Annotated in this window: 10 protein-coding genes; 7 read left to right on the top strand and 3 right to left on the bottom strand. The window is 63.6% G+C overall.

Translation table 11 applies throughout. The annotated features are described in order from the left end of the window. Positions 1–57: 57 nt before the first annotated feature. Positions 58–2,499 (bottom strand): TonB-dependent receptor, encoded by a 2,442-nt coding sequence (locus ACODSR_RS02495; protein WP_489073430.1) that lies wholly within the window; start codon positions 2,497–2,499, stop codon positions 58–60. A gap of 296 nt (positions 2,500–2,795) precedes the next feature. Between ACODSR_RS02495 and ACODSR_RS02490 the strand changes: the two genes are divergently transcribed. Further along, positions 2,796–6,122: a glycosyl hydrolase gene (locus ACODSR_RS02490; RefSeq protein ID WP_489073428.1), complete on the top strand. Its 3,327-nt coding sequence runs from the start codon at positions 2,796–2,798 to the stop codon at positions 6,120–6,122. 8 nt (positions 6,123–6,130) lie between these two features. Here ACODSR_RS02490 and ACODSR_RS02485 read toward each other — a convergent pair whose 3' ends face one another. Both ACODSR_RS02485 and ACODSR_RS02480 read right to left on the bottom strand, forming a co-directional pair. After that, on the bottom strand, positions 6,131–7,573 hold the full coding sequence (locus tag ACODSR_RS02485) for an alginate export family protein (protein ID WP_489073426.1): 1,443 nt from the start codon (positions 7,571–7,573) through the stop codon (positions 6,131–6,133). A gap of 64 nt (positions 7,574–7,637) precedes the next feature. Beyond that, positions 7,638–8,984 (bottom strand): dicarboxylate/amino acid:cation symporter, encoded by a 1,347-nt coding sequence (locus ACODSR_RS02480; protein ID WP_489073424.1) that lies wholly within the window; start codon positions 8,982–8,984, stop codon positions 7,638–7,640. A gap of 212 nt (positions 8,985–9,196) precedes the next feature. On the opposite strand from ACODSR_RS02480, the gene ACODSR_RS02475 reads away from it, so the two are divergent. The 6 genes from ACODSR_RS02475 to ACODSR_RS02450 all read left to right on the top strand — a co-directional run bounded on the left by ACODSR_RS02475 (position 9,197) and on the right by ACODSR_RS02450 (position 17,113). Next, positions 9,197–10,966: a sensor histidine kinase gene (locus ACODSR_RS02475; protein WP_489073422.1), complete on the top strand. Its 1,770-nt coding sequence runs from the start codon at positions 9,197–9,199 to the stop codon at positions 10,964–10,966. Next, entirely contained in the window at positions 10,963–12,288 is a 1,326-nt protein-coding gene (locus tag ACODSR_RS02470; RefSeq protein WP_489073420.1) for a sigma-54-dependent transcriptional regulator, read from the top strand. Before ACODSR_RS02475 ends, ACODSR_RS02470 begins: the two co-directional genes overlap by 4 nt. An 88-nt stretch (positions 12,289–12,376) precedes the next feature. Beyond that, positions 12,377–13,513 carry a bile acid:sodium symporter family protein gene (locus tag ACODSR_RS02465; RefSeq protein WP_489073418.1) on the top strand — a complete coding sequence of 379 codons (1,137 nt, stop codon included), beginning with the start codon at positions 12,377–12,379 and terminating at the stop codon, positions 13,511–13,513. Then, a complete protein-coding gene (locus tag ACODSR_RS02460; protein WP_489073416.1) occupies positions 13,510–14,841 on the top strand; it encodes an AtzE family amidohydrolase in 1,332 nt (443 codons plus the stop codon). The genes ACODSR_RS02465 and ACODSR_RS02460 overlap by 4 nt, the downstream gene beginning before the upstream one ends. Continuing rightward, entirely contained in the window at positions 14,838–16,199 is a 1,362-nt protein-coding gene (locus ACODSR_RS02455) for an NCS2 family permease (RefSeq protein WP_489073414.1), read from the top strand. The genes ACODSR_RS02460 and ACODSR_RS02455 overlap by 4 nt, the downstream gene beginning before the upstream one ends. Then, positions 16,196–17,113 (top strand): 5'-methylthioadenosine/S-adenosylhomocysteine nucleosidase, encoded by a 918-nt coding sequence (locus ACODSR_RS02450; protein WP_489073412.1) that lies wholly within the window; start codon positions 16,196–16,198, stop codon positions 17,111–17,113. The genes ACODSR_RS02455 and ACODSR_RS02450 overlap by 4 nt, the downstream gene beginning before the upstream one ends.

Below are 17,113 nucleotides of genomic sequence, written 5' to 3'. Positions count from 1 at the left end.
AACGGCTGCCTGCACCACTATCGCTACCGCGATGCTGTCCGGGCGCGTTAAGTCCGCTTATCGCGACCCGAAGGCAAAGCGCAGATTGACGCCAAACTCCTGCGGTGCCGTCAACGACCCGCCGGTGTAGCTGCTGGTGGCCGACGCGCCCGTCGGGCCGGTCAGAACCGGTGCACCATTGGCAAACTGCCCCGCAAAGCCAAGCTGCTGGTAGGAGGTGAACAACGGGTTGGTCCGCGAAATCACCCGCGTCGTGTTAAAGACATTCTTGGCAAAGAAGGACATTTCCCACATCCCGTCATGGCCACGAACCCCGGCGTAGAGGTTCAGCAGGCCATAGGAGCTGACATTGTCGAACGGGTTGGTCGGGTCCCCCTGCGACTTGCCATTATAGGAGAATAACCCACGCAAATAGCCGTCCGTCGCGCTTGAAACCGGGATGCGATATTCCGACTGGATCGACGCGCTGAACGGCGGCAGGAAAGCCGACCGGTCGTTGGACCGGCAGGTGGACAGATTGTTCGCACCGACTGCCGCCTGTAACGCGGCCAGGCTGGGCGTGCCGGTCGTCACATCGGGAATGCCGTCGCCATTAATGTCGTTGCACGCAATCACGCCATTTTTGATCTTGCCCAGCGAATAGCTGGCCGCGACGCCGACATTCAGGCGGCTGCCGATTGCGGCCTGAAGATCGGCCTCAATGCCATTGACCTCGACTGGCACGGGGGCGACGAAATTAAACTGGCCGACCTGCTGGCTCAGCCCCGTCACCGCACCCGAAGCGTTGGTCACCGCGACTGTGTTGACATAGAAAATGCCGGTCGGCGACCTGTAGGGGAAATTTTGGAATTTCTGATGATAGGCGCTCAGGTTGAATTGCGCCCGTCCACCAAACAGGTTGCTCTTGAAACCCAGTTCATAGGATTTGGAGCTTTCCGGCGGGACATTGACGAAGGATTTTTCCAGTGCAGACGGGGCCAGATTGAAATCGCCGATCGCCGTCAGGCCAGGCCGCCAGGAACTGCCGGTGCTGGCATAGACCATGAAGTCGGGCGTGAAATTATGCTTCACTGACGCGGCATAGATCAGCTTGCCTTCGTCCCGATCCTGCGCATCGACGACGCGGCCATTGACACTGAAACCGCCAACAAATCTGTAGTCGATCCGCCTTAACCCGCCTGCAATCTCGGTATTCTTGCCGATATGGGCGGTCAGATTGCCGAAAAAGGACTGTTCATGTTCCCTGGTCGGCCGGACGATCGGGGTGTTGACGATCTGGGCAACGCCGCCGCCAAATGCCAGCGGCAGGCGGACCACCGTCGGCGTCGTCAGGTTGGTCTGCGAGCTATTCTTGTAATCAAAGGCACCAATGACATAGTCGAGGAAGCCGAACAGCCGTTCTTCATTCTGCAAACGGACTTCATGGGATGTCGATTTGGCGCGGGTGTTGGCGACCTGATCGACGATCCGGCCGGGAAAGAAGATCGCGTCGTCGACATTATCGCGCGAAAACAGGTTCTGGGTATAATGTTGGCCCTGATAGACCAGGCGTTGCCCCATTTGTGCGGCCTCGGCCTGCCAGTTGTAGATATTGAACCGCTGGCGGACCGGACGGGGCCGTTGCTGCAATGACAGGCGATCTTCGGCGGTGATCAGAACCGGGCTGGGTGGGGCGGCCGGATTGGCCTCGCTGAACGAAATCGCCTGATCATAGCTGATCGCGTTGCGCTTGATATATTGATATGTGCCTTCAAACCGCAGCCAGTCGAGCGGCGTCGCCAGCGCCGACAGACGCCCGCTGGTCGTGGTTGAACGCGGATCGGGATTGTTGGCAGCGCGCACCCGGTCGCCCTCATTCTCGTCCCACACGCCCGCCGCGCGCAGGCCCAATATGCCCTCGATCACCGGCACATTGACGGCCCCCTTCGCATTCATCGTGCCGATGTCGTTCGCGGTCAGATCGACAAAGCCGCCATATTGGAACAGGTCCGGCTTTTTCGACGTCATCGTGATCGACCCGGACGGCGCCGCGCGTCCGCGCAACGTCCCCTGTGGACCGCGCTGGACCTCGATCTGGCCGATGTCATACATTTGCTGCAAAATGACGCCTGCCGTGATCGGCGCGTCGTTGAAGTAAAATTCGACAGTCGGATTATTGCCGCTGGCATTCAGGTCGAAATTGACCCCGCGCAGCTTCGCGTTCGCGCCGATGCCATTGGCGTTGGAGGATAGTTCAAGGCCGGGAACCAGTGATTGGACATCGCTGAAGCTGCGCAGGTTGAGCTTGTCGATCTGTGCCGAGGTCACGGCGTTGACGACGGCCGGCACATCCTGCAACCCTTCGTCGCGACGACGGGCCTGAACAATGATGTCCGCCATGGATGTTTGGGCCGGGCTGCTGTTGCTGTCGTCTGTCGGGACGGTTTGCGCCCATAGTGGCGCACTGATCAGCATCGCACTCAAACTGACGCCGCGGCGCATGGCTTGCATAGCTTTCATGGAACAATCCCCTCCGATTTCGACGAGCTATTGCCGCTCGTTTCCTGTAATTTTCTGCCTCGGCCGACTCAGACAGGCTCTTGTCCAGCCCTCAATCTATGCGACTATATATCGCATAAGTCGTCGCCGTTGCGCTTGTCAAGCCGCCCGGCCCCTGCGGCCATGACTGGCTTGACCAAAGCCCAAATAACCGCCTATGCGATACATGATCGCATAAATCGCGCATGAAGCAGACTATGTCCAACTCACTGTCGGAAATGACGGCTGGGCGGTGGGACAGGCCAAGGAGAGGCTGGATGAAGCATCGGACCGGATGGATCGGCGCGCTCGCCATCGCCAGCGCATCAATGTTCGGGCTGAGCGCCCAGATCGTCGTCGCCACGCCTTCGGACGACCCCTTGCGCACCGGGTTTGAAACCCCGCCGCAGGACGCCAGGCCGCGCCTTTGGTGGCACTGGATGGGCGGCAACATATCTGCCGAAGGGGCCAGGCTGGACCTGGAATGGATGCAGCGCATCGGCATTGGCGGGGTCCATGCCTTTTCGGGCGGCAAGCTCCCGACGCCCGCCGTCGTCAAACCGCCAAAGCCCTTCATGTCCGCCGAGTGGCAAGCCATATTCCGCCAGTCGCTGGGTCAGGCGCATGACGCAGGCTTTGAATTCGGCATCGCCGCCTCGCCCGGCTGGAGCGAGACTGGCGGACCATGGGTCGCACCCGCCGATGGCATGAAGAAATATGTCTGGAGCGAGACGCTGGTCACCGGCGGCAAGCCCTTTACCGGCCAGCTTGCCCTGCCGCCGTCGGCCACCGGGCCGTTTCAGGATGTCGGCAAGGGCGCTGCCGGGCCGCGCAGCTATGGCGACACGGCGGTCATCGCCTTCCCGACACCAGCGCCCGAACGCGATGTGCCGCCGCCGGCCTGGACACGCATTCCGTCGGACGCCACATCTGGAGCCGTCCCGTTACCGGCCTCGCCAGCGGCGCTCGACCTGCCGCTCGACGCACAAATGGGCGTCACTTTGGTCGCATCCTATTCTCGTCCGGTGCAACTGGGTGCCATCTCGATCGGCATGAAGAATAATGCCCAGGCGATGATTGAGGTCGATCAGGGGGATGGCCAATGGCGCACCATCGCCCGCGCTCTGATCGAAGCGTCCAATGACCAGTTCATCCATCCAGCGCCACAGGAAACTATCGCTTTCCCGCCCGTCGTCGCCCGTCAGCTCAGGCTGCGCCTGTTGCCGGTGACGTTGCCATCGCGCGCCTCGCTGGATCGCTTCCTGCCCAAGCCCCGGCTGGATGCCGTGTCGGTCACCCGACTGGCGCTGCACAGCGGCGCGCGGATCAACGGCATCGAAGCCAAGGCCGGTTTTCAATCGACCATACCCCAGGAAGCAGCCTCACCCGCGCCGGTCGCGGCGAAGGATGCCATCCCCCGCAGTTGGGTCGTCAATCTGACCGCCCGGCTGCGGCCCGACGGATCGCTCGACTGGACGCCTCCGCCGGGCCAATGGACCGTCCTGCGAATGGGATGGTCGCTCACCGGTGCGGTCAATGCGCCCGCCGAACCCGGCGCGACCGGGCTGGAGGTCGACAAGCTCGATCCCGCAGCGGTGGGCCGTTATCTGGACCATTATCTGGGGCTTTACGATCGGGCCAGCGACGGACGGATCGGCGCGGCGGGCATAGGGTCGATGCTGACCGACAGTTGGGAGGCTGGCGTCCAGAACTGGACGCCCAAAATCCTGACCGAATTTCAGGCGCGCCGCGGCTATGATCCCGCCCCTTTCCTGCCCGTCCTGACGGGTCGGGTGGTCGGCAGCAGCGCGCTGTCGGAAGCCTTCCTGTTCGATTTCCGGCGAACGCTCAAGGATATGGTCGCCGACAATCATCATGCGGTGCTGGCGCGGACGCTCCATGCGCGCGGCATGACCTATTATTCCGAAGCGCAGGGCGATTTTCCCCGCGCCATCGTCGATGGCATGGCGCTCAAGGCGCGGGCCGATATCCCGACCGCCGAATATTGGTATCGTCCTTTCGCCACCGCGCCCGGCCAGCCGCCGCTTGCCGCCGACCTTAAGGAGAGCGCATCGGTCGCGCATCTCTATGGCAAGAAATTCGCCGCAGCCGAAGCGCTGACCGTGGCCGCCATTCAGGATCCTTGGGCTTTCTCGCCAGCAATGCTGCGCCCGGTCGCCGACCGGATATTCGCCAGCGGCATCAATCGCCTGCTGCTGCATGAATCGCATCACCAACCGCTGGTGGACGCAAAGCCGGGCCTGTCGCTCTTCATCTTCGGCCAGTTCTTCAACCGCAACGACACATGGGCGGAGCAGGCCGGACCATGGGTCACCTATCTCGCCCGCACATCCTATATGCTCCAGCAGGGGCGCCCGATCGCGGACATCGCCTATTTCTATGGCGAGGAACGCAGCCTGACCGAACAGTATCTCGATCGGCTGGAAAGCGACATTCCGGCAGGGTTCGACTTTGACTATGTCAATGCCGAAGCGCTGGTGAACCTGCTCTCTGTCCGCAATGGCCGGATCGTCACGCCCAGCGGCATGGACTATCGCCTCCTCTACATACCCGATCGCATCCAGCGCTTCACTGTGCCCACGCTCAGGAAGATCGAGCAATTGGTGGCGCAAGGCGCGACCGTCGTGGCGCGCCGCCCGATCGGCGGTCTGGGCGTGCTAAGCCCCGACAGCGCGATCGAAAAAATCGCCAATCGCCTTTGGGGACCGCGTGACCGCCCGCGATCGGCAAGGCGCGTATATGCCAGCATCGCCGAGGCAACCGCGCAGCAGTCTATCACCCCCGATGTCATGTTCGAGGATGCTCAAGCGGCGAAAGACATGCTCTGGCTGCACCGCAAAGCTGGCGACACCGACCTCCATTTCCTGAGCAATCAGAGCGACAAGCCGGTAAGCCTCTGGGCCAGCTTCCGCACTGACGGTCGCGCGCCAGAGCTTTGGAACGCCGACACCGGAACGAGCGCACCGGTCAGTTTCCGCCGGGCATCGGGTCGCACCAGCGTGCAGATCAAACTGAATGGCCATGAATCCGGCTTCCTGGTGTTCCAGCGCCCCACCGCGCAACCTGCATGGACAGCCCCCGAACCGGTCGAAACAATATTGGCGACCATGAATGACAATTGGCAATTGTCATTCGAACAGGGCCGCGGTGCGCCCGATCAAGCCCATTTCGACCGGCTGATCTCCTGGCCGGACTCAGCCGACCCCGGCATCAAATATTATTCCGGCAGCGCCATCTACCGCCGTGATTTTGATATGGCGCCCTCCTGGTTGCTGGCTGGGCGACGGGTCACGCTCGACCTGGGCCGGGTGCATGACATTGCGACCGTCATCGTCAACGGCGTTCCATTCACGCCTTCATGGCATTCCCCTTATCGCATCGACATCGGCAAGGCGCTCAAACCCGGCAACAACCGGCTGGAAGTACGTGTCGTCAATCTGTGGCCCAACCGCCTGATCGGCGACAAGCAGCCGGGCGCAAAGCCCGTCGCCTTCGCGCCGTCATCCCCCTACAAGCCGGACTCGCCATTATTGCCGTCGGGATTGCTGGGATCGGTCCGCCTGGTCGGGGTGGATGACCGGTAGGATGCGCGTCAAAATCGAAAGCTCAGCCAGGTCGCCAGGAAGGCGGAGTTGCGATAACCGGCCGCCTTCAACACTTGCTGCGCCTGCAAATATTCGGCCCGTGTCGTCAGGGTCAGCCGCGGCGAGATGGAATAGACGATCTGCGCCCGCGCGAGCTGCGCCACGGCTTTGCCCGGCACCGGTTCGGTGCCGACATAAGGTGAATAATTGGCACGATAGACGGCATCACGCGCATCGTCGCGCCAGCTGAACTGATATTCCAGGCTGGCCCGCACACCCTTGATCGGCTGGAACGAGATATTGGGCGCGACTGCGATCAAATTGGTGGCGGTCAGGAACAGGCCGTAGCTGAAATAGATATTATTGCCGAACGGCGCATAGGCGTTGCGCAACGTGCCATCATCATAACCACCCCCGCCGCTGCCATAATCGACATGGACGCCGATGCGCGGCGCGCTCTTGTCCGCGCCCAGACGGACCGTTTGCGCGGCAAAGGCCTGCCAGGCGCGGATCGGACGGTCGTTGAACTGGCCATATTGGTGGACCAGCGTCCAGTCGAGCGCGACCGGCCCGACATCGCCCCACAGCCGCGCCCCTGCATAATAGCGCACCGCTGGCGACACGACGCCGCCCCAAGTCCCCACGCGATTGCGCCGCCGCCAGAAGAAAGGGTCGAAATAGAGGCTCGATCCGCCCAGCCAATGGGTCGGCAGCACGAAGCCCGCCGACACGCCGCTGAACCGCCGGTTCTTGTCCGGCACATCGTCGCCCAGACCGCCATTGCCCAGATCCGTCGTCTCGAAATCGAACAGGGTTGCGCGCATCGTAGGGGTCCGCGCCCAGGCGCGGGTGCCGTTCAGGACGAAGCGGATGGTGTTATTGTCGCGCTGGGAGATGAGCAGGTTGGGACCGTCGGTGAACTCCTGCCTTCCATAACGTATGCCCAGATCGACGTCGCCCACGCGCCCCTTGGCCTCGGCAAAATATTGCTGGCGAACGAAGCTGTTGCGCAATGACCCGGACGGGGTGTCGATATTCTTGCCCGATAACTGGCCATGGGCAATTTCGCCATAGAAGCGCAGATGATCCCCGATATGCAGGTCCGCACCGCCGACCAGGCGCACGATGTCCTGCCGCTGTTCCGGCCCTTCGATCAGTTGGGGATTGCTGGTCAGGTTCATGCGCAATCGCGCTTCACCGCTCAGCGTCAGATAGATGTCGCCATCCTCATCGAGCGGCAGATATTTCAGGCGGTCGAGGAAATCATCGCGCTTCGCCGGGTCGCGATAGGTGCTCCAGTCCTCCGCCCAGCGAGACAGGTTATAGCCTTTGGTCGTCGCGCCATCGCCTTGCGCGGCGGCGGGATAGGTTTCAGGCGCGGCAGTCTGGGCCGCTACCGGCATCGCCCAGGCGAGCGCCAACGCGCCGCATAGCAGGCGGGTCATGGACATGATTTTGGAACCAATCTGTCAAGGGAAGGCGGCCGTCAACCGGCGCAGGCCTTCCTGAAAAACGTCAGGCGGCGGTCAGCACGGCGTGCGGGGATGCTTCGACAAGCTCCAGTGCGGGCAGCCGCCCGTCGAGCGCGGCGTTGAGCTTCTCTCGGTCCAGTCCGCCTTCCCAGCGGGCGACGACGATGGTGGCCACCGCATTGCCGATGAAGTTGGTGAGGCTGCGGCATTCGCTCATGAACCGGTCCACGCCCAGGATCAGGGCCATGCCCGCCAGCGGCACCGTCGGCACGATCGACAATGTGGCGGCCAGCGTGATGAAGCCCGCACCAGTCACGCCCGCCGCGCCCTTGGATGACAGCATCGCGACGCCCAGCAGCAGCAATTCCTGCCCCAGCGTCAGCTCAACCCCGGTCGCCTGCGCAATGAACAGGGCCGCCAGCGTCATATAAATGTTGGTGCCGTCCAGGTTGAAGCTGTAGCCGGTCGGAACGACCAGCCCGACGATGGACTTCTCGCAACCCGCCCGCTCCATCTTTTCAATGAGGTTGGGCAGCGCGGCTTCGGACGATGATGTCCCCAACACCAGCAGCAATTCGGCCTTGAGGTAACGCAGCAGCTTGAAGATGGAAAAGCCGGTCAACCGTGCGACGCTCCCCAGCACCACGACCACGAATAGCAAGGATGTGAGGTAGAAGGTTGCCACTAGCGCGCCGAGATTGGCGAGGCTGCCAACACCATATTTGCCGATGGTGAAGGCTATCGCCCCGAACGCGCCGATGGGGGCCGCGCGCATCAGGATCGACACCAGTTTGAAGACGATCAGGCTGAGCCGCTCCATGAAGCGGATCACGGGCGCTGCGGGTTCGCCGACCATGCTGATGGCGATGCCGAACAGGATCGCGATCAGCAGGATTTGCAATATGTTGCCGTCGGTGAAGGCGCTGACCAGCGTGGTGGGTATGACGCCGAGCAGGAAGCCGGTCAGCGTCGATTCATGCGCCTTGGCGGCATAGTCGGCGACCGCGCCGCCATCCAGCGTGGCGGGATCGATATTCATGCCCGCGCCCGGCTGGACGATATTGGCGACGATCAGGCCGACGACCAGCGCCAGGGTGGAGAAGGTCAGGAAATAGGCGAAGGCCTTGCCCGCCACCCGGCCGACCGACCCCAATTCCTTCATGCCCGCTATGCCGGTGACGATGGTGAGGAAGATGACCGGGGCGATGATCATTTTGACCAGCTTGATGAAGCCATCGCCCAGCGGCTTCATCGCTTCGCCATAAGCGGGCCAGACATGACCGAGCAGCGCGCCTAGGATGATCGCGACAATGACCTGGACATAGAGTTGGGAGGCGAGACCTTTGCGCACAGGGGGCGGGGAGGCTGGCGGAAAACTCTGTTTGATCATGGCACTTGCTCCATCTCCATAGCCGCCGCTGGCTCAGTCTTTGCGGCAGGGTGATGGTGCGGTGGAATTATGATGGTGCCAAATATCGACTGCATTTAATATCAACATTCTGATATAAAATGATAATCGTGCAGGATCATACCCCTGCGTCGCCTGCCTCTATGCGGATTTCCACATCGCCATGACCAGGATTGTGTGATAATCCACACAATATGAGCCGCTTCGCTTCCCTGCCGGATTGGACCCGACGCCTTGCGCCGCTGCTGGTAGCCATCGCCTTGATCGTCGCCGCGTCGGCCCTGTTTGCCGACCGCTATCATCACAGCTTGCGCGCCCAGGCGATCAGCACGGAGCGCAACGAGACCACGCAGCAGACCCGCGCCGTGCTGCGCCTGCTCGAATCGGAGTTGCAGAAGTTCCGCCTGCTGCCTGTTGTGCTCAGCGAATATCCCGATCTGCGCGCGGCGCTGCGATCGGGGCGGGTGGACATGGCGCTCAATGACAAGCTGGCCGTGCTGAAGGCCAAGACCGGCGCGGGCGCCATCTTTGCGCTGGATCGCCACGGCCGGACGATCGCGGCGTCGAATGCGCGCCTGCCCGACAGTTTCGTGGGCCAGGATTACAGCTTCCGCCCCTATTATCGCCTCGGCTGGACCAAGGGCGGCGGCGAATATTTCGCGCTCGGCACGGTCAGCCATCGTCCCGGCCTCTATCTGTCCCGCCGGATCGAGAGCGGCGACGGCCCGATCGGCGTGATCGTGATCAAGGTGGAGTTTGACGCGATCGAGCGGACCTGGCGGGACCGGCGCGCGCTCAGTTTCGTGGCCGACGCCAATGGCGTCCTGCTGCTCAGCAGCGACCCCGCGCTGCGCTTTCGCGCGTTGCGGGCGATCGATCCGGCGCGCAAGGCGCAGATCAAGCAGGCGCTGCAATTTGGCGGCGCACCGCTGACGCCGCTGGGCATCGCAATCAGTCCAGATGGGCTGACCCGGATGCGCGACGGGTCGCAGGCAATGACGGCAATCCTGCCCGTGCCGGTGGCTGGTTGGCGGCTTTATCATATCGAGCCGCTGGACAATGCGCTGCAGGCGACCCGACAGCGGGCCAATATCGCAGTATTTCTGTTCATCATGTTGCTGTCTTTGCTGCTCGCCGGACTTGGCTGGGCGATCGTGCGGCGACGGCGGGCGCATGAAGCGCGGGCCATATTGGAGCGGGAGGTGGCGTTGCGCACCGCCGATCTGGCGCGGGAAATGGATGCTCGTGCCACCGCCGACCAGCGCTATCGCCAGGCGCGCGAGGAACTGGCCCATGCCAATCGCCTGGGCACGCTGGGCACGATTTCGGCTGGCGTCGCCCATGAAATCAACCAGCCTGTCGCCACCATCCGCACCTTTGCCGAAAATGCCTCCGCCTTTCTGGATCGCGCGCAGCCGCAGCAGGCGGCCACCAATTTGCGCGAAATCGTGGCGATGACCGACCGGATCGGCAGCATCACCGCGCAATTGCGTCGCTATGCCCGGCGCGGCGTCGGCGCGATCGGCCCGGTGTCGCTGGCACGGGCGATTGATGGCGTGCGCCTGCTGGTGGGTGACCAGTATCGCAGCGCCGGGGTGACGTTGTCGCTGCCGACGCCCGATCCTGACCTGAATGTCCGGGCAGGGCGTGTCCGGCTGGAACAGGTATTGGTCAACCTGCTGACCAACGCGCTGGAGGCGGTGCGCGACCGGCCCGATCCCTGGGTCAGGGTCGATTTGACGCAATCGGACGGGCGCGTCATCCTTGACGTGCGCGACAGTGGTGCAGGAGTTGATCCCGCCGTCGCCGACCAGCTGTTCATGCCCTTTGCCACCACCAAGACGGGCGGGCTTGGCCTTGGTCTCCACATCGCCCGCGACATCATGGTGGAGTTTGGCGGCACGCTCGACCATGTGGCCAGCGACGACCACACCTTGTTCCGCATGACATTGGATGCCGTATGACCGAGATGCCGATCCTGCTGGTCGATGACGATCATGCGCTGCGGAGTGCCTTGGTGCAGTCCTTCCAGCTAGCGGACATGGCGGTCGAGGCCTTTGCCGATGGCGCGTCGGCGCTGGCGCGGATCGACGCGGGCTTTGGCGGCGCGATCATATCGGACATTCGGATGCCGCGCATGGACGGGATGGACGTATTGAAGCGGGTTGCGGCGATCGATCATGAAATCCCGGTGATCCTGATGACGGGGCATGGCGATGTGCCGATGGCGGTCGCAGCACTCAAGACCGGGGCGTTCGATTTCATCGCCAAGCCCTTTGCTACCGACCATCTGGTCGCCTCAGCCCGCCGGGCGCTGGAGATGCGGCGGCTGGTGCTGGACAATCGGCGTTTGCGCGCAGCGGCCGACGAAAGCGCGGGCGGCGAACCGCTGATCGGCGAAACCCCGGCCATGGTCCGCCTGCGTGAAAATATGCGCCAAGTCGCCGACGCTGATGTCGACATATTGATTGAGGGGGAAACCGGCACCGGCAAGGAACTGGTCGCGACCCTGCTGCATCGTTGGAGCCGCAGGCGCGGTCGTCCCTTTGTCGCGATCAACTGCGCTGCGCTGCCCGATGCGATTGCGGAGGTCGATCTGTTCGGACAGGAAAGCGGGCGCGCCGCCCACAACCGCACGAGCCAACCCGGCAGGATTGCCCGCGCCAACAAGGGGTCGCTCTTTCTGGACGAGATAGAGAGTAGCCCGGCCTGGTTGCAGGGCGCGTTGCTGCGCGTGCTGGAGGAACGGGAAATATTGCCGGTCGGGGCGGAGCAGCCCCAGGCGGTGGATCTGCGCGTGATCGCCGCGACCAAGCCGGGGATAGAGGCCAGCGTCGCCCAAGGGCGGTTTCGCGCTGATCTTCTCTATCGGCTCGACATGGTCCGCCTGCGCATTCCGCCGCTGCGCGAACGGCGCGCCGACATTTCATTACTATTTGGTTATCTATTGCATCAGGCAGCCGACCAGATGAAGCGTGACGTTCCCCGCATCGGCCCGGATATTCAGGCCTATCTGTCCGATCATGACTGGCCCGGCAATGTGCGCGAACTGACCAATTTTGCCAAGCGCACCGTATTGGGGATGCAGGCGGATGGCGCGGGGGAAGGGGGTGCGCTGTCCCTCGCCCAGCAGGTCGAACGCTTCGAGGCGGGCGTGATCCGGCAGGTGCTGGAGCGGGTCGGGGGCGACGCGCGGTCGGCCATGGCCGAACTGCATCTGCCGCGCAAAACCTTCTACGATAAGCTCAATCGCCACGGGATAGAGATTGACCGATACCGGCGGTGAGCTGTTCAAAGGAGTAAGCGCTTTTTTGCAACGATCCGTGCAAGTCATTCTATTGGATCGGTAGGGCAGGATCGGCCTAAAGGGGGCCATGGTCCGCGTTTCCAAGCCTTCCTTCCTGCCCGACCCGTTTCTGCTGTGCCTGATTGCGACGGTGGCAGCCGCGTCGTTCGTTCCGGTGCGCGGTGCGGCGATCCCTTGGGTCGAGGCGGCGACGGACTTCGCGATTGCGTTGCTTTTTTTCCTGCACGGGGCAAAATTGTCGCGCGCGGCGGTGCTTGCGGGCGCTGGCAACTGGCGGCTGCACCTTTATGTGCTGGCCTCGACCTATGTTCTCTTTCCTGCCATCGGCTTGAGCTTGGTTGCCCTGATGCGTGGCCATGGGGATGGCCTGCTGCTGACCGGCCTGCTCTATCTGAGCCTGCTGCCATCGACGGTTCAGTCCTCGATCGCCTTTACTGCGATTGCTGGGGGCAATGTCGCGGCGGCGGTGTGCAGCGCGTCCCTGTCCAATATCGTCGGGATCATCCTGACGCCGCTTCTGGTCGGCCTGTTCATGGCGGTGGACGGCGGGGGTAGCGGCTTTTCCTGGCACTCGGTGCAGTCGATCGCGCTGCAACTGCTCGTTCCCTTCCTGGCGGGCCACTTGCTGCGGCCATGGATCGGCGCGTTCATCGACCGCCACAAGAAGATATTGATGCCGGTCGATCGCGGGTCGATCCTGCTGGTCGTTTATACAGCGTTCAGCGCCGCCGTGGTGGGCGGCATCTGGTCGCAGGTCGGGATTGCCGACCTGTTGCTCCTGCTGCTGCTCAGCCTGGTGATGCTGATCATCGTGATGGGCGCGAATCTTGGCCTTGCGCGCCTTGTCGGCCTGCCGCGCGCGGACATGATCGTTTTGCTCTTCTGCGGGTCGAAGAAGAGCCTGGTGTCGGGCGTGCCGATGGCGGGCGCGCTATTCCCGGCGGCGCAAGTCGGCGTCATCATCCTGCCGCTGATGATCTTCCACCAGATTCAGCTTTTCCTCTGCGCCGCGCTGGCGAGCCGCTTCGCGCGACAGGGCACAACGCCCCAGCGCCCGCCGCTGCCGCGCACCGTGGCAGAGGTTGAAAGCGCAGCGCAGAAGCGGGGCCTGACCATAGCTGAACCCTGCATGGCGGGCGTCACCGCCAACCTGGCCCTGCTGGATCGTCATGCCGACACGCTGTTTGCGACGGAAAAATCGTGAAGCAGGCCGTCGAGATCGCCGCCGCTGTCCGGTCGGGGCAGACCAGCGCCATGGCCGTGCTGGAGCAATGCCTTGCCGGATTGGCGGCAGAGGGCGGGAGACTGGTCGCGGTGACGCGCATCTTGGCCGACCGGGCGCGTTCGGAGGCTACTGCGGTCGATGCCGCCATTCGCGCGGGGCGTGATCCGGGGCCGCTGGCGGGCGTGCCCTATGGCGTCAAGGATCTGTTCGATGTGCGCGGGCTGCCGACGACCGCAGGGTCCAGCCTCTATGCCGATGCGCCAGCCGCGCAAGGCGACGCCGACGCTATCAGCCGCCTGCACGCTGCCGGTGCGGTGCTGGTCGCGACGCTCAACATGGACGAGTTCGCCTATGGCTTTGCGACGATCAACGCCCGGCACGGCACGACGCGCAATCCCCATGATCTTGAGCGGCTGGCCGGTGGATCATCGGGCGGATCGGCGGCTGTGGTGGCGGCAGGGCTGCTGCCTTTCTCGCTTGGCTCCGATACCAATGGATCGATCCGTGTCCCCGCCAGCCTGACCGGCATTTACGGTATCAAGCCCAGCCACGGCGCGCTGCCGATGGGTGGGGTATTTCCCTTTGCCGACAGTTTCGACGATATCGGTCCCCTCACCCTGTCAGTTGCGGACATGGAGTGTATCTGGGATGTCCTGGCCGGAACGCAAACAGCCGCCAGCGATCCGATCCGCGTTGCCCGGCTGGGGGGACGCTTCCGCGACAATGTCGATCCCGACCAGATCGCCGCGATGGACGCCATCGCGCCTGACGCGCCGCTGATCGAACTGCCCGACATCGCCCGTGCGCGGTCTGCCGCCTTTCTGATCACCGCCGCAGAAGGGGGCAGGCTGCATCGTGAGGCGCTCAGTCGTGACGCGATGGCGTTTGACCCCGCGACCCGCGACCGGCTGATTGCAGGCGCTCTACTGCCCGACGCGCTCTACGATGCGGCGCAGGCGTTTCGCGCGGACTATAAGCAACGCATCGTCGCCATCATGGCCAACCATGACGTGCTGCTGGCTCCCGCGACGCCCTGCGTCGCGCCGCTGATCGCCGATCCGCGCATCATGATCGACGGCGCGCTGTCGCCCGCCCGCGCGGATCTGGGCATCCATAGCCAGCCGATCAGCTTTACCGGCCTGCCCTCGCTCAGCGTGCCGCTGCGCCGACCGGGCCGCTTGCCGCTGGGGCTGCAACTGATCGGCAGGCCGGGGGGCGAAGCAACATTATTCCGCTTCGCTGCAACACTGGAATATAAGGGGCTGACCGGCGTAACATCGCCCGTCAAACAGGGGGACGCATTATGACGGATGTGGCGGTAAAGCCGGGGCCGGGGAGAGGGGCGGGGCGGCTCGAACGCTATTTCAGCCTGTCGGAACGGGGCACGTCGGCGCAAACGGAGGTGCTGGCAGGCTTCACCACCTTCCTGACCATGGCTTATATCGTGCTGGTCAATCCCGCGATTCTGGGTCAGGCGGGGATGCCGATCGCGGCGGTGGCGGCGGCGACCTGCTTTGCTGCTGCCTTTGGCTCCATCCTGATGGGGCTGGTCGCCAATACGCCGCTGGCGCTGGCACCGGGCATGGGCCTCAACGCCTATTTCAGCTTCACCGTGGTCCAGCAGATGGGCGTCCCCTGGCCGATCGCGCTGGGATGCGTGTTCATTTCCGGCATCGCCTTCCTGATCCTGACGCTGACCGGCGTGCGCCAGATGATCGTCGCGGCCATCCCGATGCATTTGTTCGCGGCGGTGGCGGGCGGCATCGGCCTATTCATCGGCTTTATCGGCCTGAAAAACGCAGGCATCGTCGTCGCCAATCCGGCGACCTTCGTGGCGCTGGGCGACTTGAAGGCACCCGGCGCAGCGCTCGCTTTGTTCGGCCTGCTGGTCATCGGCGTGCTGAGCGTCTGGAATATACGCGGCGCAATGCTGATCGGCATCGTCGCGACCACTTTTGTAGGATGGCTGTGCGGCCAGGTTGTCATCAGCCCCGAACCCTACAGCCTCGATGCGCTGACCGGCACCGCTTTCAAGCTTGACCTGTCCGGCGTGTTCGGCCTGACCGGCAGCCATGGGCTGGGCCTCCTCGAAATCCTCTTCGTCTTTCTCTTCGTCGATTTGTTCGACAATATCGGCACGCTGGTCGCGGTCACCAAGCGCGCGGGGCTGATGGACAAGGCGGGGCGCATCCCCGGCCTCAACCGCATCCTCATCACCGATGCGGCCGCCACCATCGTCGGATCGGTGGCGGGCACCAGCACCGTCACTTCCTATGTCGAAAGCGCGGCGGGCGTGCAGGCGGGCGGGCGCACTGGGCTGACGGCGGTTGTCACCGGCATCCTGTTCCTGGCCACCATGTTCGTCGCCCCCTATGCGCAGATCGTCCCGCTGGCCGCCACCGCTCCCGCGCTCATCATCGTTGGCGGGTTGATGCTGCTGCCATTGACGGAAATAGAGTGGGAGGACCCGCTCTCGGCGATCCCTGCCTTCCTGACCGTGGCGATGATCCCGCTCACCTTCTCCATCGCCAATGGGCTGGCGTTCGGCATCACTGCCCATGCCATATTGAAGCTGCTGCGTGGCACCGCGACCAAAGCCGACTGGTTCCTGTTCCTGCTGGCCGCCCTGTTCGTCGTCCGCTTCATCTGGATGAGCGCGGCATGATGCGCACGCTCTGCCTTGCCCTGTGCGCGTTGCTGCTGCCGGTTCCGGCGCAGGCAAAGCCGCTCGACCGGACGCCGCGCACCGTGGTCATGACCGCCTTCGCGCCCGAATGGGATGCGCTGGCCCACACGATCGCCAAGCCCCGGACTTATAAGGTCAACGGCCTCACCTTCCTGACCGGCACCATGGCGGGCAAGCCCGTGCTGCTGATGCAGAGCGGCGTCAGCATGGTCAACGCCGCGATGAATACCCAATTGGTTCTGGATCGCTTTACCGTGAAGCGGATCGTCTTTTCGGGCATTGCGGGCGGGGTCGATCCGGCCCTGTCGATCGGCGACGTCATCGTCGCGGAGGATTGGGCGCAATATCTGGAAGTGTCCTTCGCGCGCCAGACGCAGCAGGGCTGGGTCGTGCCCGAACCCGTCGATGCCGATGCGCCGCCGCCTTTCGGCATGATGTTCCCGCGCGGGGTGCGGCTGGGCAATGCGACCGAAGCGCCGCGCCGCCAGTATCGGCAGTCGGTCGATCCGGCGTTGCTCGCGCTTGCCCGGAAAATCGCTCCCGGCCTGACCCTGCGTCGCTGCGTCGAGGGGCAGGCGACCGCCGCAAACTGCCTGGCCCATGAGCCAAAATTCGTGGTTGGCGGCACCGGCGTCAGCGCCGGTGTCTATGCCGACAATGCCGAATTTCGCGACTATCTGGCCAAGGCATGGCATGCGCGCGTCCTCGACATGGAAAGCGCCGCAGTGGTGCAGGTCGCCTATGCCAATCAGGTCCCTGCCATCGTGTTCCGCAGCCTGTCTGACCTCGCCGGAGGAGACGGGGGCGCGAACCAGATGACCACCTTCATGGCGCTGGCGTCGGTCAACAGCGCCGATGTCGTGCGCGCCTTTGTCGCCGCGCTGCCGGACTAG

This window comes from Sphingobium sp. FG125, from assembly GCF_057809795.1.
This window is presented reverse-complemented; position numbering and strand designations above follow the sequence as displayed.

Coding starts and splice junctions, on each gene's coding strand:
- ACODSR_RS02475 (WP_489073422.1), top strand. CDS start 9,197: ATGAGCCGCTTCGCTTCCCTGCCGGATTGGACCCGACGCCTTGCGCCG.
- ACODSR_RS02465 (WP_489073418.1), top strand. CDS start 12,377: ATGGTCCGCGTTTCCAAGCCTTCCTTCCTGCCCGACCCGTTTCTGCTG.
- ACODSR_RS02485 (WP_489073426.1), bottom strand. CDS start 7,573: ATGTCCATGACCCGCCTGCTATGCGGCGCGTTGGCGCTCGCCTGGGCG.
- ACODSR_RS02450 (WP_489073412.1), top strand. CDS start 16,196: ATGATGCGCACGCTCTGCCTTGCCCTGTGCGCGTTGCTGCTGCCGGTT.
- ACODSR_RS02495 (WP_489073430.1), bottom strand. CDS start 2,499: ATGAAAGCTATGCAAGCCATGCGCCGCGGCGTCAGTTTGAGTGCGATG.
- ACODSR_RS02470 (WP_489073420.1), top strand. CDS start 10,963: ATGACCGAGATGCCGATCCTGCTGGTCGATGACGATCATGCGCTGCGG.
- ACODSR_RS02490 (WP_489073428.1), top strand. CDS start 2,796: ATGAAGCATCGGACCGGATGGATCGGCGCGCTCGCCATCGCCAGCGCA.
- ACODSR_RS02480 (WP_489073424.1), bottom strand. CDS start 8,984: ATGATCAAACAGAGTTTTCCGCCAGCCTCCCCGCCCCCTGTGCGCAAA.
- ACODSR_RS02455 (WP_489073414.1), top strand. CDS start 14,838: ATGACGGATGTGGCGGTAAAGCCGGGGCCGGGGAGAGGGGCGGGGCGG.